The organism is Vibrio sp. 10N.261.55.C5 (assembly GCF_041470505.1).
In the GTDB taxonomy this organism is placed as follows: Bacteria; Pseudomonadota; Gammaproteobacteria; order Enterobacterales; family Vibrionaceae; genus Vibrio; species Vibrio crassostreae_C.
Map to the genome: position 1 here is coordinate 32,384 of NZ_JBFRMS010000013.1, position 23,210 is coordinate 55,593.

The window sequence follows — 23,210 nt, forward strand, 5'->3', positions numbered from 1 at the left end:
TGCTGCACGTATTAATCGTTCAGAAGCCCTTAATTTGACTACACTTAATGAGAATATATATCGATTAACAATTCTTGGTGTAGTTTGAGCTTGGGAATTATCGTAGGATACTAAGCAGTTCATATTATTGAGATTAATGGTACTACGGCTTGTTAAAGCGACGTGATCTCACTGCGGAGACAGAATGAAAAAAATATTCAAATTTATAGGCATGTTCTTTAAAGGGATTTGGAAGCTCATTACGTTTGTACGTCTTGCGCTGGTTAACCTAGTCTTTTTACTCAGTATCGCCATCATCTACTTTGTGTACTTCCATTCAGATACGGCTCAACCGACGGTTCCTCAGGATTCGGCTTTAGTGCTTAATCTGTCTGGCCCTATTGTGGAACAAAGCCGCTATATCAATCCGATGGATTCGGTCACAGGTTCACTACTTGGCAAAGACCTTCCAAAAGAGAACATCCTGTTTGATATCGTTGAAACGATTCGCTACGCAAAAGACGATGACAAGGTTACTGGTATCGTTTTAGCTCTCAAAGAGCTGCCAGAAACCAACCTGACCAAGCTACGCTACATTGCTAAAGCATTGAATGAGTTCAAAGCAACAGGCAAACCGATTTATGCGGTGGGTGACTTTTACAACCAAAGCCAATACTACCTAGCCAGCTACGCAACTAAGGTCTTCCTATCACCAGATGGTGGGGTTCTTCTTAAAGGCTATAGCGCTTACTCGCTTTACTACAAAACGTTGTTAGAGAAACTAGACGTAAACACGCACGTGTTCCGTGTGGGCACTTATAAGTCAGCTATTGAGCCTTTCATTCGTGATGACATGTCAGACGCAGCGAAAGAGTCCGCTTCTCGTTGGTTAAGCCAACTATGGGGTGCGTACGTTGATGACGTCAGCAACAACCGTCAAATAGACGCTAAGACACTGAACCCAAGCATGGACACCTTCTTGAAAGAACTTGAGTCTGTGGACGGTGACATTGCAAAACTGGCCGAGAAACTTGGCTTAGTGGATGAGCTAGCGACACGCCAGCAAGTTCGACTAGAGCTTGCCGATGTTTTCGGCAGTGACGGCCAAGACAGCTACAACGCGTTTGGTTACTACGAATACCGTACAACCATGCTTCCAAACATGACTAGTGAATCACACGACGTTGCCGTGATTGTAGCGAGCGGCGCAATTATGGATGGCAAGCAACCACGTGGCACCGTTGGCGGCGATACCACAGCAGCCCTACTGCGCCAAGCACGTAACGACGATAAAGTGAAAGCGGTTGTACTTCGTGTCGATAGCCCAGGTGGCAGTGCCTTTGCTTCTGAAGTTATCCGTAATGAAATAGAAGCGATCAAGCAAGCGGGTAAACCGGTTGTTGTGTCGATGTCGAGCCTTGCTGCTTCGGGTGGTTACTGGATCTCGATGGGTGCGGATAAGATCCTAGCTCAGCCAACCACACTAACGGGTTCAATTGGTATCTTCAGTGTTATCACCACCTTCGAAAAAGGGTTGAACGATATTGGTGTTTACACTGATGGCGTTGGCACCTCACCTTTCTCAGGTCTTGGTATTACAACTGGACTTAGCGATGGCGCGAAAGACGCGTTCCAAATGGGCATTGAAAACGGATACCGCCGATTCATCAGCCTAGTTGGAGAAAATCGCGGTCTGGAAGTCGATGCTGTCGACAAGATTGCTCAAGGTCGAGTTTGGACAGGTCAAGATGCGATTCAGAAAGGCTTAGTCGATGAGATTGGTGATTTCGATGATGCGGTTGCAGCTGCGGCTTCACTTGCAGAGCTTGAAAGCTACAACATCTACTGGGTAGAAGAGCCACTTTCGGCCACTGAACAATTTATTCAAGAATTTATGAACCAAGTTCAGATGTCGATAGGCCTAGATATTCAATCGATGATACCAAGCAGTTTACAGCCTGTTACTCAGCAGTTAGCTCAAGATAGCCAGCTGTTAGGCAGCTTTAACGACCCACAAGGCCGATACGCTTTCTGCTTAAATTGCCAAGTTCAATAAGTTGAGCCAATAACTCAATGACTAAGGGGTACCTCTGTGTGAGGTGCCTCTTTTTATTGCATGATAATTCGCTATAATCGCCCCCCTGTTCCCTACATCACACTAAGTATTAATCGCCATGGAAAGAAAACACATCTATATCGCGTACACCGGCGGCACAATTGGCATGCAGAAGTCTATTGACCACGGCTATGTTCCAGTCGCAGGTTTCATGGATAAGCAGCTAGCTGGCATGCCTGAATTCCATCGCCCAGAGATGCCTAAGTACACCATTCACGAATACTCTCCATTAATGGACTCTTCAGATATGACGCCACTTGATTGGCAGACTATCGCTGATGACATTCGCGCGAACTACGATAAGTACGATGGTTTCGTTATCCTGCATGGCACAGACACTATGGCTTACACTGCCTCTGCACTGTCTTTCATGCTTGAAAACCTCGGCAAACCTGTGATTGTTACGGGCTCTCAGATCCCACTAGCAGAGCTTCGTTCAGACGGACAAGCAAACCTGCTGAATGCGCTACACATTGCCGCAAACTACCCTATCAACGAAGTGACACTGTTCTTCAACAACAAGTTGATGCGTGGTAACCGCAGCACAAAATCACACGCAGATGGCTTCAATGCGTTTACGTCTCCAAACCTGAATCCATTGCTAGAAGCGGGTATCAATATCCAACTTAGCAATAACGTAAAGGTAAACGAACAACCTAAAGGTGCTTTCAAGGTTCATAACATTACTCCGCAACCTATCGGCGTAATCACAATGTACCCAGGCATCTCACACGAAGTTATCCGTAACACGCTATTACAACCTGTTAACGCGATGATTCTGCTTACTTTCGGTGTGGGTAACGCACCACAAAACCCAGAACTGCTTCAGCACCTGAAAGATGCCTCAGAGCGCGGTGTTATTGTGGTGAACCTAACTCAATGTTTGGCTGGTAAAGTCAACATGGGTGGTTACGCGACAGGTTGTGCACTAGCAGAAGCGGGCGTGGTGAGTGGTTACGATATGACACCAGAAGCGGCACTGGCGAAGTTGCATTATCTATTAAGCCAAAACCTAGGCTACGAAGAAGTGAAGGCTCAGATGCAACAAGTATTGCGCGGTGAGATGAGCTTATAACCTGTTCAAGGATTCACGTTAAAGCCAGTTATTCTATGAAAGTAACGGCGGCTTAACGTGAACTAAATCGTTTTATTGCTTATAAATAAACGAGTTAAACTAAAAGGGGTGGCACATTGCCACCCCTTTGTTGTAATTTAAGCTTAATGATTCGGGTTAACCCTAACAATGTCTTCTTGATCTGACTTAAACTGTTTCTTTAGTTCAGACTTAGATTTAAAGCTAATCTCACCACCAGCTGCAATTGTCATATGTTGAGCTTCAGAGTTATGTTTAGATTGGTATAACATAACCGCTTGCATACACGAGTCGCGCTGTTCTTTTGAGAGCGCCGTACCTTCTGGCCATTTACCCGTTTCAACTGCGTAGGTTAAACGTTCGTAGACCTCGGGTGTCATTGCGCTAAGAAGTTGTTCTGCATCCATGGTAAAGCCTTAGTTTTAACAATTTTCACCAGAAAATAACCCGTAACAGAATTGAGTCAAGAACCTGACCAATAATAAGTGCACCTGATCACAAGTGAAGGAATATGAAAATTATGAAATGGTTGGCGATTAGCCTATTGCCTTTCACTCTGGTTGGGTGTCTTGAAGGGAACAAAAATACCGAACAACTGTGCCAAAGCAATCCGGGTCTTCAGTGTGAACAATTGAACATGAACGATGGGCAATGTCGTGTCGCACGTACCGACCTCATCTGGCATCGATTTGAAGTTCAGAAGCAACCCACCGAAATCAACAAAATTAAAGAATTCGAATTAGTCACTGCCTACAAAAAGTGCCTAGAGCTCGCGGCACAGATCGAAACGATCGATCAATCTAAGCTGCAAGAGCGTCGCTTTACCTCTTTAATGCACAGTATCGAAGAGTCTGAGCGCATTGTTGATGAGCTATCGAAATCTGATACACCGGAAACGCTTTACTTCTTGTGGTCGCAAACTGGGGACACCAATGCCAGACGCAGTTTCCTACAACTAGAAGGCTCTGAAGCGTTAAACACAGCTGAGATGCAATATGCCTTGGCAACCTTCTATACCACCCGCAATCATATAAAGACACTTAAGCTACTCAATAATGCGCTAACGCTTTCTAATGGCTCGGTAGCCAACACTGAAATCTTCAAGTCGATGGCCAGTATCAACCACAGCCTGGGACATATGGAAAAAGCGTACGTTTGGGCAATGGTTGCCAAAGACTTTGACGTGCCGATTGCTTCTGAAGCCGAGCTCACGGTGTTGTACCATTTCGACAAGGCAACCTATAAGAAGCTAAATAAAGACGCAGATAACATCGTCGAAGCGATTGAGGATGGAATTTACAGCCCTTCAATCGTCCCGAGTTACTGATCGCTTCATTTATAGTGTTCTTACTTAAGCTTCTTATTCACCTGCTTTCAAATAAAAACAGCTACCTTTTTGGTAGCTGTTTTTATTTGTACTAGAGTTAAATCTGAAATCTTGGGCGTTTCAGCATTCCTAAATCGACAAATGCGACCTGTAAGGATTAGACAATAGTTACAAGTTATTTCGTACTTTCGTCATTTTTGTTGAAAATTAACGACACTGAATTAACACAGAACCGTTCACCTGTGGTCTTCGGGCCATCTGGAAAAACGTGACCTAAATGGCTATCACAGGCGGTACAACGGATCTCTACACGCTTCATTCCGTGACTTAGATCTTCTATATAGCGTACTGCTTCATCATTCACTGGGGCATCAAAGCTTGGCCAACCACACCCTGAGTCATATTTGTTATCCGACAGAAACAAAGGGCTTTCACAGCATGTGCAGCTATAGACGCCAGTCTTATGGTTGTGCAGTAACTTGCCGCTATATGGGGCTTCAGTACCACGCTCACGACACACTGAAAATTCGTCGTCCGTTAGGCGCTCACGCCAGTATTCATCAGGCTTTATCATATTTCCTTCCTTTTGAATCACGTTAATATCTCTCCACATTCTCAGTTATTATATTTACTTTTTTCTATAAAGGCTTGCATATGAGTCGTTTTGTAGCACATACTTTCTCACCAGGAAACATTGTACATATACACTCATAAGTGAATCATCATTTAGGGGTATTTTACCCAACTGGAAGGGTACAGAGCCACTTGCAATGGTCAATTTTCAAGCACTTACACCCAATTGTTAAGAAAAGCGTCGCTTTTTTTTGACATTAAACAAGTTAAGTCGGATTATCTATTGCAGATGTATACTGGATTCTGTAATTTTACTACCAGTTATCTTTAATCAGAAATTAAGTTGTGGAGCAACTACAATGACTATCAAAGTAGGTATTAACGGTTTTGGCCGTATCGGCCGTTTCGTATTCCGCGCAGCTCAAGAGCGTGCAGACATCGAAGTAGTAGGTATTAACGATCTAATCGACGTAGAGTACATGGCATACATGCTTAAGTACGACTCAACTCACGGCCGTTTCAACGGTACTGTTGAAGTTGAAGGCGGTAACCTAATCGTTAACGGTAAAACTGTACGTGTTACAGCTGAGCGTAACCCAGAAGACCTTAAGTGGGATGCTATCGACGTAGACGTAGTTGCTGAAGCAACTGGTCTTTTCCTAACTGACGAGACTGCACGTAAGCACATCACTGCTGGCGCTAAGAAAGTAGTTCTTACTGGTCCTTCTAAAGATGCAACTCCGATGTTCGTAATGGGCGTTAACCAAGCATCTTACGCTGGTCAAGACATCGTTTCTAACGCTTCTTGTACTACTAACTGTCTTGCACCTATCGCTAAAGTACTTAACGATAAGTGGGGCATTGAGTCTGGTCTTATGACTACAGTTCACGCTACTACAGCAACTCAAAAAACTGTAGATGGCCCTTCTGCTAAAGACTGGCGCGGTGGCCGTGGTGCTTCTCAAAACATCATCCCATCTTCAACTGGTGCTGCTAAAGCTGTAGGCGTTGTTCTTCCAGAACTAAACGGCCTTCTAACTGGTATGGCTTTCCGTGTACCAACTGCTAACGTATCTGTAGTTGACCTAACAGTTAACCTAAAAGAAGCTGCATCTTACGAAGAAATTTGTGCTGCAATGAAAGAAGCTTCTGAAGGCGAAATGGCTGGCGTTCTTGGTTACACTGAAGACCAAGTAGTATCACAAGATTTCATCGGTGAAGTTCAAACTTCAGTATTCGATGCTAAAGCTGGTGTTGCTCTAACTGACAAATTCGTTAAAGTTGTATCTTGGTACGACAACGAAATCGGTTACTCAAACAAAGTTCTAGACCTAATCGCTCACATCTCTAAGTAATTTCTTTTTAGAAATCGCTTTAGATAAGCATTAGCGAAGACTGTTTTGAGCAGACTTTGAAAAAGGCGACCTTAGTGTCGCCTTTTTAATGCCTGCTATCTTTTAAACCGCGTCTGTCTAAGCTCATCAAGATAGCCCAAACGCAAAATTCAATTCTAATACTGACTCTGCTTGTTACTCATGAAAACACAAGCATCACTCTAGTCAGCATTTGAATTCAATTTCCTTAGAAGGATCATGTAATGGATTTATCTACTCTACCTGCACTGACGGTACTTTCTGACAACGTCACTATCGTTGAACACGAAGGTGTAAAACTGGTTCGCGTTATCCACGATAAAGCAAACGCAGCGATTTCACTGTTTGGCGGCCATGTGGTGTCATTCCAACCGCAAGGTCAAGAAGACCTAATTTGGATGAGCCAACAAGCTAAGTTCGATGGTAAAACGGCTCTGCGTGGTGGTATTCCAGTATGTTGGCCTTGGTTTGGCCGCATTGCAGCACCAGCACATGGTTTTGCCCGTTCAAGTGAATGGCAATTGGTTGAACACCGTGAAAGCGAAGCTGGCGTGATTGTTAGCTTAGGTCTGAAGCCAAGCGAAGAGACGCTAGCAGTATGGCCTCATCAGTTTGATGCTCGCTTGAATGTTGAGATCGGCGAACAACTAAAAGTAACGCTGGACGTGAAGAACACTGATTCTCAGCCATGGACTTTCTCTGGTGCACTACACACTTACCTAAACGTTGGCGATATCCACAACACAACCACCACTGGTATGGGTGCTGAGTACATTGATAGCCTGCAAGGTGGCAAGATCTGCCAAGGTGGATCTGAACTGGTACTGACCGACACGATTGACCGCGTTTACACGCAACCAGAAGCGCAAATCTTTGTTGCTGACAAGAAGCTGGATCGCACGCTAACAGTTGAAAACCACGGTCATAACTCTGCAGTACTGTGGAACCCGTGGGCAGAAGGCGCTGCAAGTATGGGCGACATGCAAGACGACGGTTACCTAACCATGCTATGTGTTGAATCAACACTGCACGCACCAAGCCTAGAAGCAGGAAAAACATTACAGCCTAGTGAAAGCCACCAGCTGATTACTGTGATTAGTGCCCAATAACCGTATAAATACAGTTATAAAAAACGATTTTTGAGCGGCTTTATGTCGCTCTTTTACTTTTTGGTTTTAGCTCGTTACACTTGCGCTGTCTATTCTCCTTTAGAGGTCTCCATGACTTACCAATGCCCTTTGTGTCACCAACCTTTATCTCAAAACGATCGTACGTTTAAGTGTGAAAAGAACCATCAGTTCGACCTAGCGAAAGAAGGCTACGTCAATTTGATGCCTGCGCACCACAAACGCTCAAAAGATCCAGGTGACAACAAAGAGATGATGCAGGCACGTCGTCGCTTCCTTGAAGGTAACCACTATGACCCAATGCGCCAAGCGGTGGTGACGTTGTGTTCTCGCTATCTACCAGAAGAGACGCCTAGCCTATTGGATATTGGTTGTGGCGAAGGTTATTACACCAACGAAATTGCTGTGAATCTTCAAGAAAAGAAAGGGGCTACTTTTGGCCTAGACATTTCTAAGATTGCTATCAAATACGCCGCTAAACGCTACCCTGCTGTCGACTTCTCAGTTGCATCAAGCCATCGCCTACCCTTTGCTGAAAACAGCTTAGACGGAATTCTACGCATTTACGCGCCTTGCAAGGCTGAAGAGTTACAACGCACCATCAAAGATAATGGTGTGGTGATCACCGTGACACCAGCTAGCCGACACCTGTATCAACTGCGTGATGCAATTTATGATGGCGTTCGCTTGCACGACGAAGATCCAGAAGTGATCGAAGGTTTTACGCTTGAGCATCAAGAGCAACTAAACTATATGATGGAACTATCGGGGTCAGATGCATTCGACCTGCTACAGATGACGCCGTTTGCTTGGAAGGCGAGTGAAGAGTTTAAACTACAACTCACCGAGGCAGAGCAATTCAACTGTGAAGCTGACTTTATGCTGCGAGTGTACCGCAAACAAATTTAATTGATATTGATTATCGTTTGCATTGAAATCTTATCTTGCCTCCTTTAGTATGCGTGTTCTTCAAGGAGGCATTTCATGCAACGTATTATTCTTATCGGATTAGCTACTCTTCTCACGGCTTGTGCTAGTCAACCTGCAAAAGACACTTCTCAAAAAGTGGCTCAAACGGAATCCGTTTCCACATTCTATGACTACCAGTTCGCTTCTCCACAAGGCGAAACACTTTCTCTCGATGCATTACCCGAGCAGCTGATTGACGCTGATGTGTTTCTAATTGGCGAATGGCACACGCATTCTGCCATTCACCGCTTCCAAACCGACTTCTTAAAAGCGCGCCGCAACGCAACATCAAACATTGCGCTTTCAATGGAACAGTTCACTCGAGAGCACCAAGCCACACTTGACCAATACTTAAACGGCGAAATTGGCGAACAAATTCTCATGTCTCAAGCGGCAGCTTGGCCAAATTACGAAAGTGATTACCGCGCGTTAGTTGAGTTCGCAAAAGCCAACGACGTCGATGTTATTGCGGCAAATGCACCAAAGCCATTCGTGCAGTGTATTGGCCGTAAAGGATTGCCTTACCTAGACCAATTATCGACCGAGCAACGCCAATGGATTGCTGCCGAAGTGGAAACTGGCGATAGCCCTTACAAAGAAAAGTTCATGGCTTCTATGCATCACGGTACGCCAGAGCAAACAGAAAAGCAGTTTGCCGCTCAGGTTACCTGGGACGAAACCATGGCTGAGTCGATTGTGGATTACCTAGCATCAAACCCTGATAAACAAGTGATTCACGTGGCTGGCAAGTTCCACACCGAGGGTGGTTTAGGGACGGCGGCATCAATTCTACGTCGTAACCCTGATTTAAAAATCGCCATCATCAGCCCGGTTGAAGCGATCTCATCGGATAGCGGTGATTATCAGCTTGAAGTGCTTTCGCCGCCGGCTCGCTTTGTAAAAAAAGAGAACCGAATGAAGGCATACAAGCATCTGTCAAAACGTAGCGCTAGCCTAGAGTGTGAGTAGGATCTGTTGATCCACTCTTCTAAGCTAAAGAGTCGATGGGCTAATCCTAGATAATTAGCCCATCGTCACAACTTGATCACGTTCCCGTCATTCATCCTAACTCTATCTAAAATCAAACATTCTTATCGGCACAAGACTTGCTTAGTAAATAGACGATTTAACAAGCAGACGAAAATGTAATGTGCGAATAAAAAAACATCACTATCGATGATTAATTGCACAAGTTTTTCACACCTCTGCCGATACTATATTTAAGGATAGGTAAGGAGAGCTATATGACGCCAGTAGGAACGAGTAATACTCAGCTGTATTCGCCTTCGCAGATGAACGCTAAGAGTTCAGCTAACGAAGCTGAAAAGCCTACACCGCTTAAGGTTGAGCAAAATACGGTTAAGCTTTCTGATGAAGGCAAAGCACTCTTATCTGCCCTAAAAGAAATTGATAAAGAAGCGAAGAAAGTCGAAGCAGAAAACGCGACAGTTACCGATAAAGTTGAGTCATTCGCTCATGGTGCCTTGGGTATGGATCACCCAGATAAGATTGAAGAAGAAGATGATGGTTCTTATTCAGCGGGGCAATACCTGTCCGCAGCGGCAACCGTAGGCGGTATTCTTCTCGCACTCATTTAGCCTTGCCAACCTATCGCATTCTCTAGAATAAAAGCGATTTATCGTTACGACAATAGACCCGATTAGGTCTAAAAAACGAGTTCATTCCATAATTCCGCTCTCATTTTAATGGAATAATACTCGTGAAAAACACTTTTGAGCTTATCGATAAGCCAACCTTTTTTGGTGCTATAGCACTCCTACTCACGATAGTTTTCCCGCTCATTTTGTTCCCTGCACAGGGCGCAGACTGGATTGCGGTTGCGAAAACATTCATGACTGATCAACTCGGATTCCTGTATCTTGCTCTAGGTCTCGCAGCCTGTGCATTTATGGTGTACGTAGTATTCAGTGATATGGGACAAATTAAACTAGGCGAAGCTGATGAAGAGCCTGAGTTTAAAACTGCATCATGGGCTGCCATGCTATTTTGTGGCGGTATCGGTGCAAGTATCTTGTATTGGGGCTGTATTGAGTGGGCTTACTACTACCAATCACCGCCTTTCCAACTAGAACCTGGCAGTGAAGAAGCAGTACGCTGGGCTGCGACCTACGGCCTATTCCACTGGGGACCAATCGCATGGTCTATCTACCTAATCCCGGCAATTCCTATCGCTTACTTCTTCTACGTACGTAAACAACCTGTTCTAAAGATTTCAAGCGCATTAATGCCTGTTCTTGGTGAACACCGTAGTAAAGGCGTACCAGGAAAGATCGTTGATATCCTATTCATTTTCGGTCTATTAGGCGGCGCTGCAACAACATTAGGTTTAGCCGCTCCTCTGATCACTGAAGGTCTAAATCACCTATTTGGTCTACCTAAAAATAACCTAACGCAAGTGATGGTGCTTTTAGTGTGTACTGCGATTTTTGCTTACTCATCTTATGCTGGATTGGAAAAAGGCATCAAGATCCTAAGTAACATCAACTTCTGGGGTGCGATGGGTCTACTGGCTTTCGTTCTGATCGCGGGTCCAACAATCTTCATGTTAGAAACAGGCTTAGACTCAATTGGTCGTCTACTGTCTAACTTCTTCGTGATGGCAACGTGGGCTGAACCATTTGGTGGTTACGGTACATTCGAAAACACTCACTTCCCACAAGACTGGACGATTTTCTACTGGGCATGGTGGCTAGTATTTGCACCGAGTATGGGTCTGTTTGTTGCGCGTATCTCTCGCGGCAGAACCATCAAACAAATGGTGTCAGGGTCGATCTTCTTTGGTTCTCTAGGTTGTTTCCTGTTCTTCATGATCTTAGGTAACTACGGCCTATCACTGCAGCTTTCTGGTGAGCTAGATGTCGTTGCCATTTTGAATGCGGAAGGCGCAACCAAAGCTATCTTCTCGATGCTTGCACAATTGCCAATGAGCACGCTGGTTATCGCTGTATTTACAATGCTGTGTATCATTTTCACGGCAACAACATTTGACTCTATCTCATACATCCTAGCGTCTGTTGTACAAAACAACGTGACCGAAGAGCCAATGCGCTGGAACCGTATGTTCTGGGCATTTACTCTGTCGTTCTTACCAACGATTCTAATGTTCTTAGGCGGTCTAAGTACGCTACAAACGGCGGCGATTGTTGGTGGCTTACCACTGCTTGCTATCTCTGTGATGCTGATGATTTCAGCGGTTCGTGCGACTAACCTCGACCTACGCCATCAAGATGCGTATATCGAGCCAACGATCAACATCGAAGAACTGCCAGACATGGACCCTTGGTCTGCTGAAGGTATGGCGTTGGCTCAGTTTGAGAAAGAAAGAGATGCAGCACAAGAAGCCGCAGAACTTGAGCGTGTTGCTTACACAGAACTTGCCGCAGTGAAGAAAGAAATTCGCGCTTATGTGTTAGAACAAGGTTCACAAATGGAAACTCACGAGTTACCAGAGAACCTACAACAAGCACTTGAGCAGGCCGAGAGTAATCTTAGTGCCGCACAAGCGAAAAAGATCGAGTTATCTGAGCAAGCTCAGAATGCTCGTATCACGTTCAATCAGGTGGTTGCAGACTTACCGCTTGCTTGACATTAGCCATGACACAGTCCATTGATTTGGACCCTCCTAAATACGACAAAGGCTCACAGAAATGTGAGCCTTTTTTTATTCGGGTGATTGACTAGTCTTCGTTAACTAGCGGTTCGGGTGGTTCAAGATGTGATCTTCCCAATCGACAACATCGATTTCGTATACCACTTTGTTACGAACGCTTTCACCTGCTGCATGCATCTCTGTTTTTGATCCGGTGATCAACGGGTGCCATTCAGGAATCGGCTTAGATTCTGATAAAAGGCGGTAAGCACAAGTGTCTGGTAGCCAGTGAAACTCATCGATCTTGTCACGAGTCAGCTTCAAACACTCTTCACCTGAAGTGAAGCGGTTCGGGTAATCTTTACACGAACATGTTTTGTCGTTTAACCAGCTACACGCCACATTGGTGTAGTAAACTTCATCGCTATCTTCATCCATTAGTTTATGTAGGCAGCACTTACCACAACCGTCGCAAAGTGATTCCCACTCATTCTCGGTCATCTGTTCTAGTGTCTTTTCTTGCCAAAATGGATTCGTCATAGGATTACTTCTTACTCTTTTACTGGGGTGCGTGTTATACCGCTAGCCCATAAAAAGTTCAAGGATAATAATTGTTCATTCTTTGATTCAATCAACAGCTGTCACTCTCATCATTTTTTGCTACTATCGCGCACCCTGTTATTTAGTGAGTTTAATTTGATGGAATGTCGCCTAGGTTGTGGAGCATGCTGTATCGCTCCAAGTATTACATCTGCTATTCCTGGAATGCCTAATGGTAAGCCTGCTGGGGTACGCTGCATCCAATTAAATGAGCAAGATCTCTGCAAATTATTTGGTCAACCTTCACGCCCGAAGGTATGTCACCAATTCAAAGCTTGCCCTGTCATTTGTGGTAAAACCGACCAAGAAGCCCTTGATAACCTGATCGAGTTAGAAGCCATTACCTAAGATTATCTGACCTTTTCTTCCTCCTATATATCTAAGATTTCACAATTCTTCGAAATCTAAACTATCTTGTTGATACTGGTACAGATTAATAAGGATCGTTATGAATAGGTATATCGCAGAAATATTCGGTACATTTTGGTTGGTGTTAGGTGGTTGTGGTAGTGCCGTCTTAGCCGCTGCTTTTCCCGATGTAGGTATCGGCTTACTCGGGGTTTCCCTCGCGTTTGGTTTAACCGTACTCACCATGGCTTTTGCTATTGGCCATATATCCGGCTGTCATCTCAACCCTGCTGTTACAATTGGTCTTTGGAGCGGTGGCCGCTTTGATGCCAAAGACGTCGCACCTTACATTATTGCCCAGGTCATTGGCGGTATTATCGCGGGTGGTGTGTTATTTGTGATTGCTTCAGGCCAAGCAGGCTTTGACGCTGCGGCATCTGGCTTTGCTTCAAATGGTTATGGTGAACACTCACCGGGCGGCTACTCGCTTACCGCTGCACTGGTCTGTGAAGTGGTCATGACCATGGTATTCCTATTCGTGATCATGGGCGCAACTGATTCAAAAGCGCCTGCTGGGTTTGCACCCATTGCGATTGGTCTCTGTTTGACCTTGATTCACCTTATCAGTATTCCTGTAACCAACACCTCTGTGAACCCTGCTCGAAGTACCGGCGTGGCTGTATTTGTCGGTGATTGGGCCGTTTCGCAATTATGGCTATTCTGGGTTGCACCGATTATTGGTGCCGTGATTGGCGCGATGATATACAAAGCGGTAAGAGGTTCAGATTAAGCGCTGAAAAACGTCTAAAGCAATAAAAGAAAAAACCGCTTAGTGATGCTTCACCAAGCGGCTTTTTTAGATCTTATGACGACCGAGTAAGGAGTGCGAAAGCGTGGTGCCATCCACCAGCTCTAGCTCACCACCAACGGGAACACCATGAGCGATACGGCTAGCGTTCACTTCATGGGCATTACATAGCTCAGCAATGTAGTGCGCTGTCGCTTCCCCTTCAACTGTTGGGTTAGTCGCTAGGATTACTTCCGAGATATCACCACGACGCAGACGGTAGTCCAAAACATCGAGACCGATGTCACTTGGACCAATACCATCAAGTGGTGAAAGATGACCCATCAATACAAAGTAACGACCTGAATATTGGCCAGTTGCTTCGATAGCTGCAATGTCTGCAGGGCTCTCTACTACACAGATTTGACCATTTTCCTGACGTTTAGGATTGGTACAAATGTGGCAAGTATCTTCTTCAGTAAAAGTACGGCACTCATTACAGTGACCAATTTCGGTCATTGCTTGGCTAAGAGCTTCAGCCAACTGTAGGCCGCCTTTTCTATCGCGCTGTAACAAATGAAAGGCCATACGCTGCGCCGACTTGGGGCCAACCCCAGGTAGACAACGTAAGGCCTCCATCAAATGCTCCAGCATATGACTGGTACGCATATTTAACCGTTCTAATGTTCAAGTAATAGCCTGTTCAACACAAACCACCACCTGAATTAACCTTTAAGAATAAGTTACTTAGAAAGGCATCTTCATACCTGGTGGAAGTTGCATTCCGCCAGTTACGCTAGCCATTTTCTCTTTTTGAGTTTCTTCAACGCGACGAGCCGCATCGTTGAAAGCAGCAGCGATAAGATCTTCAAGCATCTCTTTATCGTCTTCCATTAGGCTTTCATCGATATCAACACGGCGAACGCTGTGGCTACCAGTGATCGTTACTTTTACAAGGCCAGCACCTGACTCACCTGTAACTTCCATATTTGCGATTTCTTCTTGAAGCTTTTGCATGCGCTCTTGCATTTGCTGGGCTTGCTTCATCATGTTGCCCATACCGCCTTTACCAAACATGTTAATACTCTCTGGTCTAATTGGTTTATTAAAATTAATTAAGCTATACGAGCTTAAATGGGGGTTAAAACAGTGTGATTCAACCCCTCGATGTTCAGTTCTCAGATTTGCTTATCTGGGATGATATGCCGGTCACTAAACAAGAAAACGTTCTAGATAGGACGAACGCTGTCTCTGTCGAGTTCAGCGGCAAAACGTCTTTCAATGAACTGTACGTTGGCATCGTTTTCTAAAGCGGTAAACGCGTCTTTCAACTTACCTTGATACAGTCGTTCTCGTAATTCTAGCGGCGTTTCTCCACCATCACCGATTTCAACACTCAAATGACACTCTTCTCCAAGCACAGTATTGAGAGACTGCAATAACTCACTCTGCGCGCGGTCGGTATTCAAGTGAGCTTGGCTCGCTCTTAACGTTAAAGTGATTGATGTGTCGTTTTTAGCAAACACTGAGTTCAATGCTAACTGTTCAACAAGCTTGGCTGTGTCTAGCTTTTGAATCGTGGCTGACCATTCATCTTGAGCAATCGACTCTTGAAGCAATTTATCGACCATTTCTGGTGTCTTAATATGCTCCAACGCACGTTTGATCTGAGTAGGTGTAAGCTCTTTGCTCACCTCTTTCACTACAGGTTTAGACGGTTTCCAGCGATAAGGTTCATTATCGTTGGTCACATTTTCTGTCGAAGAGGCTGATAAAGAAGCTGGCGACACCCGCTCAGAACCACCGTGTTGCTGAGCAACTCGATCAAGAACTGAAGTTTTAGCTGGTGTCGCTTTAGCCTTTTTTGGCGCCGAGCCTTTGTTTTCTGTTGCCGAACTGCCTCTACGTTGAGAACGTAATTGGTGGCGTAAACCACTCATAGGCGAAGTTGCACGCGCTGGCTGCTCTTGCGGAGCAGAAGGTGCAGCGCTTGGCTGTTGAACCGGACTCTGGTTTTGATAATTCGTTTGTTGCTGCTGAGGCTGCTCTGCACCGTAGCTTGGACGCTCATCATAAGCAGGAGGCGCGTCATACTGGCTATGCGGGTAATCCTGCTCAGGATAACCTTGGTTGCCTGAATGTTCAGCGTAACCTTGCGAATCTGAATACTGTGCTGGAGTCTGTTGCACGGGTGGCTGCTGCATAGCTTGCTGTTGAGGCGCCTGTTGTTGCATCTGAGGCTGTCTCGGAGCTGCCATTGGCGCAGGTTGACTCACTGACTGAGCAACGTTCTGAGCTTGAGCTGCTGGAACTGGCGCTGGGCTTGCCGACTGAGTCGAGATTGCCGTAGCAACCGCTTGTTCAGCTGGTCTAAATGCCAACATACGTAAAACCACCATCTCAATACCAACGCGAGCGGTTGGCGACAATGGTAAGTCTTCACGACCTTTCAACACGATCTGGTAGTAGAGTTGAATGTCTTGTGGGCTAAGCGCTTTGCTCAATAGTTCAAGCTTCTCAGCGTCAGGCTGTGCCTTATCTAGTGTGGATGGCAAAGCTTGGAACATCGCAAGACGATGCAGTTGAGTCGCAAGCTGATTCAGCAAACCATCCCACTCGACACCGTTCTCAGCAAGGCTTTGGATACACGCCATCGCTTGCTGTGGCTGCTTACTGCTAATCGCTTCAAGCAAGTGGATAGCTTGGTCGGTATCCAGTGTTCCGAGCATGTGAGCAACAGTATCTGTTACGACATTGCCATTACCCAATGCGATAGCTTGGTCTGTAAGGCTTAGCGCATCACGCATACTGCCATCAGCAGCATGAGCAATCATTCCAAGCGCACGAGATTCAGACGTCACATCTTCTTGTTCAAGAATATGATCGAGCTGCTCGTGAATATTATCAACGCTGATCGGCTTAAGATGGAACTGCAAACAACGCGACAAGATCGTTACTGGAAGCTTCTGTGGATCCGTTGTTGCGAGCAAGAATTTCACATACTCAGGCGGCTCTTCTAAGGTCTTTAGAAGCGCATTAAAGCTGTGCCTAGAAAGCATGTGGACTTCATCGATTAGGTAAACCTTGAAGCGACCACGTGCAGGCTTGTACTGAACATTGTCCAGAAGCTCGCGGGTATCTTCTACCTTAGTACGTGAGGCAGCATCGATCTCGAGCAGGTCAACAAAACGACCTTCATCGATCTCTTTACAGGTTGCACACTCACCACAAGGGGTTGCAGTAATGCCTGTTTCACAGTTGAGTCCCTTCGCAAACAAACGGCCGATGGTCGTTTTACCGACACCTCGTGTACCGCTGAATAGGTAAGCGTGATGCAACCTATTTTGGCTAAGGGCATTCTCTAATGCTGTTAAAACATGGGCTTGACCAACCACTTCTTTGAATTTGGTTGGTCGCCATTTTCGCGCTAACGCAAGATAGCTCATGAATAATTCCGAAAAGGATTAATGACCGTCGAATTCGCAGATGCTAAACACTTCTAGACCTAAGCCTTGTAAGCGCTTGTCACCACCGATTTCTGGAAGGTTAATAACAAATGCAGCGTGTTCTACCACACCACCAAGCTGACGAATCAACTTTGTTGTTGCTTCAATCGTACCGCCCGTTGCTAGCAAATCATCAACCATCAACACTTTATCGCCTTCAACGATAGCATCAGTATGGATTTCTAGAGTGTCGGTGCCGTACTCAAGCTCATAAGATTGTGCCACAGTTTGACGAGGCAGCTTGCCCGGCTTACGAACAGGAATGAAGCCAACACCTAGCTCAAGTGCCAAAGGCGCACCAAATAGGAAACCACGAGCTTCAGTACCAACGATCTTAGTAAAGCCCATGTCCTTGTATGTTTCCGCTAGCAGGTCGATAGTCGCTTTGTAAGCTACTGGATCTTCCATCAAGCTTGTTACGTCACGGAACAAAATACCCGCTTTAGGGTAATCAGGAATGCTTTTGATGCTTGCTTTGATCAGAGAGATTTTTTCTGTGTTCATAATCTTATGCACTTCATTAGGCCGCTTTCCAAACTCTCGTTAACGAATCAAACATCAACGCTCGGAATTAAGGAAAGGTACGATTGGTATTCATTGCAACGAGAGTCATAACTCTGATTGCTGAAATAATAAACGCCCGCTATACAAGCAGGCACACTGGCTTAATGGTAGTGATTTTCTTTGCTGTCAGCAACCAACTCATGGGTTGGAAGTCGCATAAACCATGTGAGAAGAATAACAAGTACACAAATTAGGAAAGCCTTGACCCAAATGATAGGGGCAAAGTAGATGGATAACGCAAAACTCAACAAGATAAAGAATACGCCACGCGTTTTAACTTGTTTGGTGACGGCACCGTGTTGATACCAATTGTTCAGCAAAGGACCCAGCGTTTTGTGCTCATGCATCCATTTATGAACTTTCGGATTGCTTCGCATGAAGCATGCGCTGGCAAGAAGGAGAAAAGGAGTGGTTGGCAGAACGGGCAAAACTATCCCTAGAACTGCGAGAAATATACAAAGGCCACCAGCAATATTGAGGCTTAAAACTCGAACGCTAATTGTGGCCTCCTTGAGTTAGCTATCACCAATCGGCGACGACAGCTTAACTAGAATGTTGCGTAACCATTGAATACACGGATCAACGTAAGTGTTGCTGGTAGCAATGGAATCATTAAAAATGCGGCTAAAAATCCTAAAAAGTAGAATACATTAAACGGGTCTTGAAAGTCTTTGTTATCTGCCATGATTGCTTCTTGTTTTTGTTAGTGAAGGTAAGTATCCGGCGAACCAAACCCGCTTTGCTAAATCGACATTTAACAAAAAAGGCATAGCCACACCATTTGCGCAACTATACCTTAATCAATTATTCACAAAAACCGAGGAAATATAGGGTTAATCAGTAGACCCTTGGTGTATGTCTAAACTAAAACTTGCCGCTCCAATTAGGCTCAACGACAGTTGGCAGCCCTGTTCGATCGGAAGGTCCCGCGTAATAAAGTTCTTCTTGCAGTTCTCACCCAAGCGCTCACCTGCTGCAATATATTGATTCAATTCACCATTCGACCATTGCCCGTCTAGACCCGCAGGCAAAATGGAGATGGTTCCCTCGGCAAGGTCAGCAACACCAAACAAGGCATTCACTGGGGTGGAGCATTTAGAGCAACGAATCCCCTTCTCTAAGATTTCAGCAATATCTTTGAGATCAACATTAAAATCTTTTCTGTTTCTTATGTAATCGTGGAACAGCGCTCTCACTAACAATGTTGTCGCGGAGCCGCCATTATCAGACGACGATGAATCGACGAGGTAAAAAGCAAACTGCCCGTTCATCATCCACGCATAGTCAAACACAAGTGGCATCATCTCTGTTGATTGCAGTAACCGGTAACTGCAACGCCATGAGCCTTGTCGCGTATCTTTCTCTGGAAGCAGCGCATGCAGTAAGTCTTTTGCTGCGCTTGGGTTATCTTGAAGGTAATTCAGGTGCCAATGCAGTTCTTGGTCTTCAGGGATCTCTCCCCCATCATCCACACAGAACCATTGGCTCGAAAAATCTCGTTGGTCTGAAATGTTATCGAACGAATCTGTCAATGTATTCGCAATCGCACTTCCTAGGTGACGGTGATCCTCTAACGGCTTCGCCAAGAAGTCTTTAATACCAAATCGCAAGGCTTTCGCCACGTCTGACATATCATCAGTGCCAGACACAACGATCATAGGCAGTGACGGGTACTCTAAACTGAGCTCTTCCACAAGCTCTATGCCATCAAGTATTGGCATTGATAAGTCACACACAATTAAATCTGGCGCTGAGTCTCTAAGTTTCTGCAAAGCGTCCAGTCCATTTTCAGCCTCAACCACTTTATAACCGACCTTGTCTAGGTACGCGCTGGTTATACGGCGAAAAATAGGATCATCATCAACCAACATCACGCATTTTTGGTTAATTACTTCCTGAGCCGAGGTCATTACTGGCTGACTGTGAGTTTTGTACATAATCTATAACCTCACAAAACTAAGTCGAATTATTATTGTTATCTGTTCTAAGAACTAATATAAAACTTAGTAATAAAATGCTAAATACACAAATTTGCACTCTTTACTGGTAATTCGTGACGAGGGTTGGAATACTTGTAAATAGTGCAACGAGTTGACGTAACGCAAACATTGATCTCACTGTTACGTATAAATTAGATGAGATTGTAAACAAATGTGTCTGGATTTATGAAATTAGATGACTTAAACCTCTTTCGACTCGTCGTTGAAAATGGGAGCTACACCGCAACATCGCGCAAGACTATGATTCCGGTTGCGACCATCACACGACGCATCCAAGCCTTAGAAGATTCTTTGAACCTTAGGCTTCTCAATAGACACGCGCGTAAACTTTCTTTAACAGAGGCAGGCGAACGTTTCTTCAATGAATGCTCTCCGCTGTTGCAACGTCTCTCTTCTACTGCAGAAGAGTTAACTGACGTGTGCAAAGGCGCTTCCGGTAAGATTCGTATTACGGCACCCTCAAACCTGACCAAGCGCATGATGATGCCAATGTTCAGTGAATTCATGATTCAATACCCTGATATCAATATTGAGCTGATGATGAACAACCAAGCGGATCAGCTGGATCCAACGGAGTGGGACGTAATTTTCCGAGTCGGCCCTCAGCGTGATTCAAGCCTAATCGCTCGAAAAATCAGTGAAGTCAAAGATATTCTTATCGCGAGCCCTGAGTACTTAGCGAAGAACCCAGCTCCAAGCCATGCTGAAGAGCTAGCGAACCATTCGCTACTCAAAGGCTACCCGCTGATTAAGTGGCAGCTGAGTAATTCGAATGAAGAGACGGTGGTGAATAGCGAGAAAGGCCGTTTCAACGCCAATGCGCTTAATGTCGTAAGACAAGCGTGCTCAGAAGGCCTAGGTATCACCCTGATGCCTGACGTGATGATTCGTGAATACATTGAAGATGGCAGCTTAGTGCAAGTCTTAGAAGACTGGAGCGCTAACCCTCGTGATATTTACATGCTTTATAACCACAAAGACCATCTACCAGAGAAAGTGAGATTGTTTATTGATTTTGTGATCGCGTACCACATTCATTAAGGTCAATCCCCTTCTCTATAAACAAAAAACCAGAGCCGATGCTCTGGTTTTTTATTTTCTGTATCGCTAGCGAAACTCTGTATGGCTAACGAAACGCTAGTTAAGCGCCTTCGTTGTGTAACTCTAAGTTAGCAAGATCTTGTTGAATCTCACGTTGAACCTTTGAGTCGTCATTACGCAAAGAGTCTAGGAAATCTAGGTACACTTGGTCGATATCGCCCGTTACATACTCGCCGTTAAATACAGAAGTATCAAAACGAGAGATGTCTTGATTGCCCATGCCCACTGCAGAAATCAGATCTGGTAGCGTTTGGAAAATCAAGGCGTCTGCGCCAATCTGCTTACAAATCGTTTCGTTATCACGACCATGAGCAATCAACTCTGTCGCGCTCGGCATATCAATGCCGTAAACGTTAGGGAAGCGAACCTCTGGAGCAGCTGAAACCATGAAGACCTTATTTGCGCCAGAATCACGAGCCATCTCAATGATCTGCTCTGATGTTGTGCCGCGAACGATAGAATCGTCAACCAGAAGAACGTTCTTACCTTTAAACTCAGAGCGAATTGCGTTGAGCTTACGGCGAACCGACTTCTTACGTTGTTGCTGACCTGGCATGATGAATGTGCGGCCAACATAGCGGTTTTTCACGAAACCTTGACGGTATGGCTTATTGATCGCTTGAGCGATTCGTAGCGCAATATCGTTTGATGTTTCAGGGATTGGAATAACTACATCAATGTCTAAGTCTGCGTACTCTTCTTTAATACGCATACCAAGCATCTCACCCATCTCAACGCGTGCGCTGTAAACCGAGATTTTGTCGATGAATGAATCTGGGCGTGCAAAGTATACAAACTCAAAGATACATGGGTTTAGTTGTGGGTTGTCTGCACATTGCTTAGTGAAAAGCTCACCGTCAAACGTTGCGTAGATAGCTTCACCTGGTGCTACGTCGCGCATGAAGTCGAAACCAACAGCATCGAGTGCTACCGATTCAGACGCAACCATGTACTCTGTTTTACCTTGAACTTCACGCTTACCAAGACACAATGGACGAATACCATGTGGGTCACGGAATGCGATCATACCGTGGCCGATGATCATCGCCGTTACGGCGTAAGCACCACGAATTGTACGATGCACATTTGCCACAGCGCGGAAAACGTCATCTGAAGTTACGTTACCTTTAACAGTATCGATCTCATGAGCTAATACGTTCAGTAGAACTTCAGAGTCAGAGGTTGTGTTTACATGACGACGGTCTTTTTCGAACAACTTCTCACGAACTTCGTTTGCGTTCGTCAGGTTACCGTTGTGCGCCAACGTAATGCCAAAAGGAGAGTTTACGTAGAAAGGCTGAGCTTCAGACGCACTTGAACTACCCGCAGTAGGATAACGAACATGGCCAATACCAACTTCACCTTGTAGGCGCTGCATGTGTTTTGCTTCAAAAACATCTTTTACTAAACCGTTCGCCTTACGCAGACGGAAACGATTGCTTTCTATGGTACAAATACCAGCGGCATCTTGGCCACGATGCTGCAATACCGTTAAAGCGTCATAAATAGACTGGTTTACAGGTGTTGAACCCACGATTCCAACAATACCACACATGTCCTAATCCTCGATTTTTCGACATTAACTGGCGCTAGAGCGCGCCAGATAAGAAACTAGATGTTGCTTGTAAATGCTCGAAGAACGGCGCAATGATTCGACTAAATTCTGGAACCAATTGCGAATTCTTCCACCACTCAGAACTTGGGAATGCAGTAAACGCATCCATGAAAAACAACACTGCAGAAACAATCAAAACACCACGTAAGCCACCAAAGACGACACCGAGGATTCTGTCTGTACCTGACAGGCCTGTTTTCTGAACTAGTTGACCGATGACATAGTTAACTAAGGCACCCACAACTAACGTTGCAACAAACAATGCTGCTATCGCAGTTCCGTTTCGAAACATCTCATCTTCGATATTGGTGAAGTACATCGCTAATTTAGCGTAGTACTGGCTAGCAATAAAAAATGCTCCAAACCAAATAACGAGTGACAAGGCTTCTTTAGCGAAACCACGAACTAAACTGATCACGGCAGAGAAGCCGATCACGCCTAAAATGACAAAATCTAACCAATTCATGAATTCTTCATCTTAAGTTGGCGCGCATTTTAACAGAAAAAATGCTGACGCAAACG

At 45.1% G+C, this 23,210-nt stretch carries 24 protein-coding genes; 12 read left to right on the forward strand and 12 right to left on the reverse strand.

From position 1 onward, the window contains the following. The first annotated feature begins 184 nt into the window (after positions 1–184). A complete protein-coding gene (gene sppA / locus AB4263_RS06385) occupies positions 185–2,035 on the forward strand; it encodes a signal peptide peptidase SppA (RefSeq protein ID WP_029235699.1) in 1,851 nt (616 codons plus the stop codon). A 118-nt stretch (positions 2,036–2,153) separates the two neighbouring features. Continuing rightward, positions 2,154–3,170 carry an asparaginase gene (gene ansA, locus AB4263_RS06390; protein ID WP_017063439.1) on the forward strand — a complete coding sequence of 339 codons (1,017 nt, stop codon included), beginning with the start codon at positions 2,154–2,156 and terminating at the stop codon, positions 3,168–3,170. 143 nt (positions 3,171–3,313) lie between these two features. On the opposite strand, the gene AB4263_RS06395 is transcribed toward ansA, so the two are convergent. Further along, the gene (locus tag AB4263_RS06395; RefSeq protein ID WP_010437067.1) at positions 3,314–3,595 is read right to left on the reverse strand and encodes a YeaC family protein; all 282 of its coding nucleotides are present in this window, start codon (positions 3,593–3,595) and stop codon (positions 3,314–3,316) included. Between the two features lie 113 nt (positions 3,596–3,708). On the opposite strand from AB4263_RS06395, the gene AB4263_RS06400 reads away from it, so the two are divergent. Further along, on the forward strand, positions 3,709–4,515 hold the full coding sequence (locus AB4263_RS06400; RefSeq protein WP_372097980.1) for a DUF2989 domain-containing protein: 807 nt from the start codon (positions 3,709–3,711) through the stop codon (positions 4,513–4,515). Between the two features lie 175 nt (positions 4,516–4,690). On the opposite strand, the gene msrB is transcribed toward AB4263_RS06400, so the two are convergent. Beyond that, complete coding sequence (gene msrB / locus AB4263_RS06405; protein ID WP_136981678.1) at positions 4,691–5,128, reverse strand: peptide-methionine (R)-S-oxide reductase MsrB; 438 nt, start codon at positions 5,126–5,128, stop codon at positions 4,691–4,693. Between the two features lie 319 nt (positions 5,129–5,447). Here msrB and gap point away from each other — a divergent pair, with 319 nt between their 5' ends. The 6 genes from gap to AB4263_RS06435 all read left to right on the forward strand — a co-directional run bounded on the left by gap (position 5,448) and on the right by AB4263_RS06435 (position 12,164). Further along, entirely contained in the window at positions 5,448–6,443 is a 996-nt protein-coding gene (gene gap / locus AB4263_RS06410; RefSeq protein ID WP_017059382.1) for a type I glyceraldehyde-3-phosphate dehydrogenase, read from the forward strand. 242 nt (positions 6,444–6,685) lie between these two features. Next, the gene (locus tag AB4263_RS06415) at positions 6,686–7,570 is read left to right on the forward strand and encodes a D-hexose-6-phosphate mutarotase (protein WP_136981677.1); all 885 of its coding nucleotides are present in this window, start codon (positions 6,686–6,688) and stop codon (positions 7,568–7,570) included. Between the two features lie 111 nt (positions 7,571–7,681). Further along, positions 7,682–8,497: a 23S rRNA (guanine(745)-N(1))-methyltransferase gene (gene rlmA / locus AB4263_RS06420; RefSeq protein ID WP_017059384.1), complete on the forward strand. Its 816-nt coding sequence runs from the start codon at positions 7,682–7,684 to the stop codon at positions 8,495–8,497. A gap of 75 nt (positions 8,498–8,572) precedes the next feature. After that, positions 8,573–9,526, forward strand: coding sequence for a ChaN family lipoprotein (locus AB4263_RS06425; RefSeq protein WP_136981676.1), 954 nt, complete (start codon positions 8,573–8,575; stop codon positions 9,524–9,526). A 275-nt stretch (positions 9,527–9,801) separates the two neighbouring features. After that, positions 9,802–10,155 carry a hypothetical protein gene (locus AB4263_RS06430; protein WP_017070749.1) on the forward strand — a complete coding sequence of 118 codons (354 nt, stop codon included), beginning with the start codon at positions 9,802–9,804 and terminating at the stop codon, positions 10,153–10,155. Between the two features lie 122 nt (positions 10,156–10,277). Continuing rightward, on the forward strand, positions 10,278–12,164 hold the full coding sequence (locus AB4263_RS06435) for a BCCT family transporter (protein ID WP_017063436.1): 1,887 nt from the start codon (positions 10,278–10,280) through the stop codon (positions 12,162–12,164). 105 nt (positions 12,165–12,269) lie between these two features. On the opposite strand, the gene AB4263_RS06440 is transcribed toward AB4263_RS06435, so the two are convergent. Next, a complete protein-coding gene (locus AB4263_RS06440) occupies positions 12,270–12,707 on the reverse strand; it encodes a YcgN family cysteine cluster protein (RefSeq protein WP_017059388.1) in 438 nt (145 codons plus the stop codon). Positions 12,708–12,866: 159 nt separating this feature from the next. Here AB4263_RS06440 and AB4263_RS06445 point away from each other — a divergent pair, with 159 nt between their 5' ends. Further along, entirely contained in the window at positions 12,867–13,115 is a 249-nt protein-coding gene (locus AB4263_RS06445; RefSeq protein ID WP_017059389.1) for a YkgJ family cysteine cluster protein, read from the forward strand. A gap of 100 nt (positions 13,116–13,215) precedes the next feature. Next, positions 13,216–13,905: an aquaporin Z gene (aqpZ, locus tag AB4263_RS06450; protein WP_017070744.1), complete on the forward strand. Its 690-nt coding sequence runs from the start codon at positions 13,216–13,218 to the stop codon at positions 13,903–13,905. 66 nt (positions 13,906–13,971) lie between these two features. Here aqpZ and recR read toward each other — a convergent pair whose 3' ends face one another. The 7 genes from recR to AB4263_RS06485 form a co-directional block, all read right to left on the reverse strand. Then, on the reverse strand, positions 13,972–14,571 hold the full coding sequence (gene recR, locus AB4263_RS06455; protein WP_019823189.1) for a recombination mediator RecR: 600 nt from the start codon (positions 14,569–14,571) through the stop codon (positions 13,972–13,974). Positions 14,572–14,649: 78 nt separating this feature from the next. Further along, positions 14,650–14,979 (reverse strand): YbaB/EbfC family nucleoid-associated protein, encoded by a 330-nt coding sequence (locus AB4263_RS06460; RefSeq protein WP_017062338.1) that lies wholly within the window; start codon positions 14,977–14,979, stop codon positions 14,650–14,652. 152 nt (positions 14,980–15,131) lie between these two features. Further along, positions 15,132–17,348 carry a DNA polymerase III subunit gamma/tau gene (gene dnaX, locus AB4263_RS06465; RefSeq protein WP_372097920.1) on the reverse strand — a complete coding sequence of 739 codons (2,217 nt, stop codon included), beginning with the start codon at positions 17,346–17,348 and terminating at the stop codon, positions 15,132–15,134. A gap of 18 nt (positions 17,349–17,366) precedes the next feature. Next, the gene (gene apt / locus AB4263_RS06470; RefSeq protein ID WP_017062340.1) at positions 17,367–17,912 is read right to left on the reverse strand and encodes an adenine phosphoribosyltransferase; all 546 of its coding nucleotides are present in this window, start codon (positions 17,910–17,912) and stop codon (positions 17,367–17,369) included. Between the two features lie 161 nt (positions 17,913–18,073). Next, positions 18,074–18,445 carry a YbaN family protein gene (locus AB4263_RS06475; protein ID WP_029225617.1) on the reverse strand — a complete coding sequence of 124 codons (372 nt, stop codon included), beginning with the start codon at positions 18,443–18,445 and terminating at the stop codon, positions 18,074–18,076. 74 nt (positions 18,446–18,519) lie between these two features. Further along, positions 18,520–18,657, reverse strand: a complete 138-nt coding sequence (locus tag AB4263_RS06480; protein WP_017067606.1) for a hypothetical protein — start codon at positions 18,655–18,657, stop codon at positions 18,520–18,522. 148 nt (positions 18,658–18,805) lie between these two features. Beyond that, positions 18,806–19,909, reverse strand: a complete 1,104-nt coding sequence (locus AB4263_RS06485; RefSeq protein WP_017062343.1) for a response regulator — start codon at positions 19,907–19,909, stop codon at positions 18,806–18,808. Positions 19,910–20,137: 228 nt separating this feature from the next. Between AB4263_RS06485 and AB4263_RS06490 the strand changes: the two genes are divergently transcribed. Next, positions 20,138–21,013, forward strand: coding sequence for a LysR family transcriptional regulator (locus AB4263_RS06490; protein WP_017062344.1), 876 nt, complete (start codon positions 20,138–20,140; stop codon positions 21,011–21,013). A 100-nt stretch (positions 21,014–21,113) separates the two neighbouring features. Here the strand turns inward: AB4263_RS06490 and purF are convergent, their stop codons facing one another. Both purF and AB4263_RS06500 read right to left on the reverse strand, forming a co-directional pair. Next, entirely contained in the window at positions 21,114–22,628 is a 1,515-nt protein-coding gene (purF, locus tag AB4263_RS06495) for an amidophosphoribosyltransferase (RefSeq protein ID WP_017062345.1), read from the reverse strand. Between the two features lie 34 nt (positions 22,629–22,662). Further along, a complete protein-coding gene (locus AB4263_RS06500; protein WP_009848678.1) occupies positions 22,663–23,154 on the reverse strand; it encodes a CvpA family protein in 492 nt (163 codons plus the stop codon). Positions 23,155–23,210: the final 56 nt, after the last annotated feature.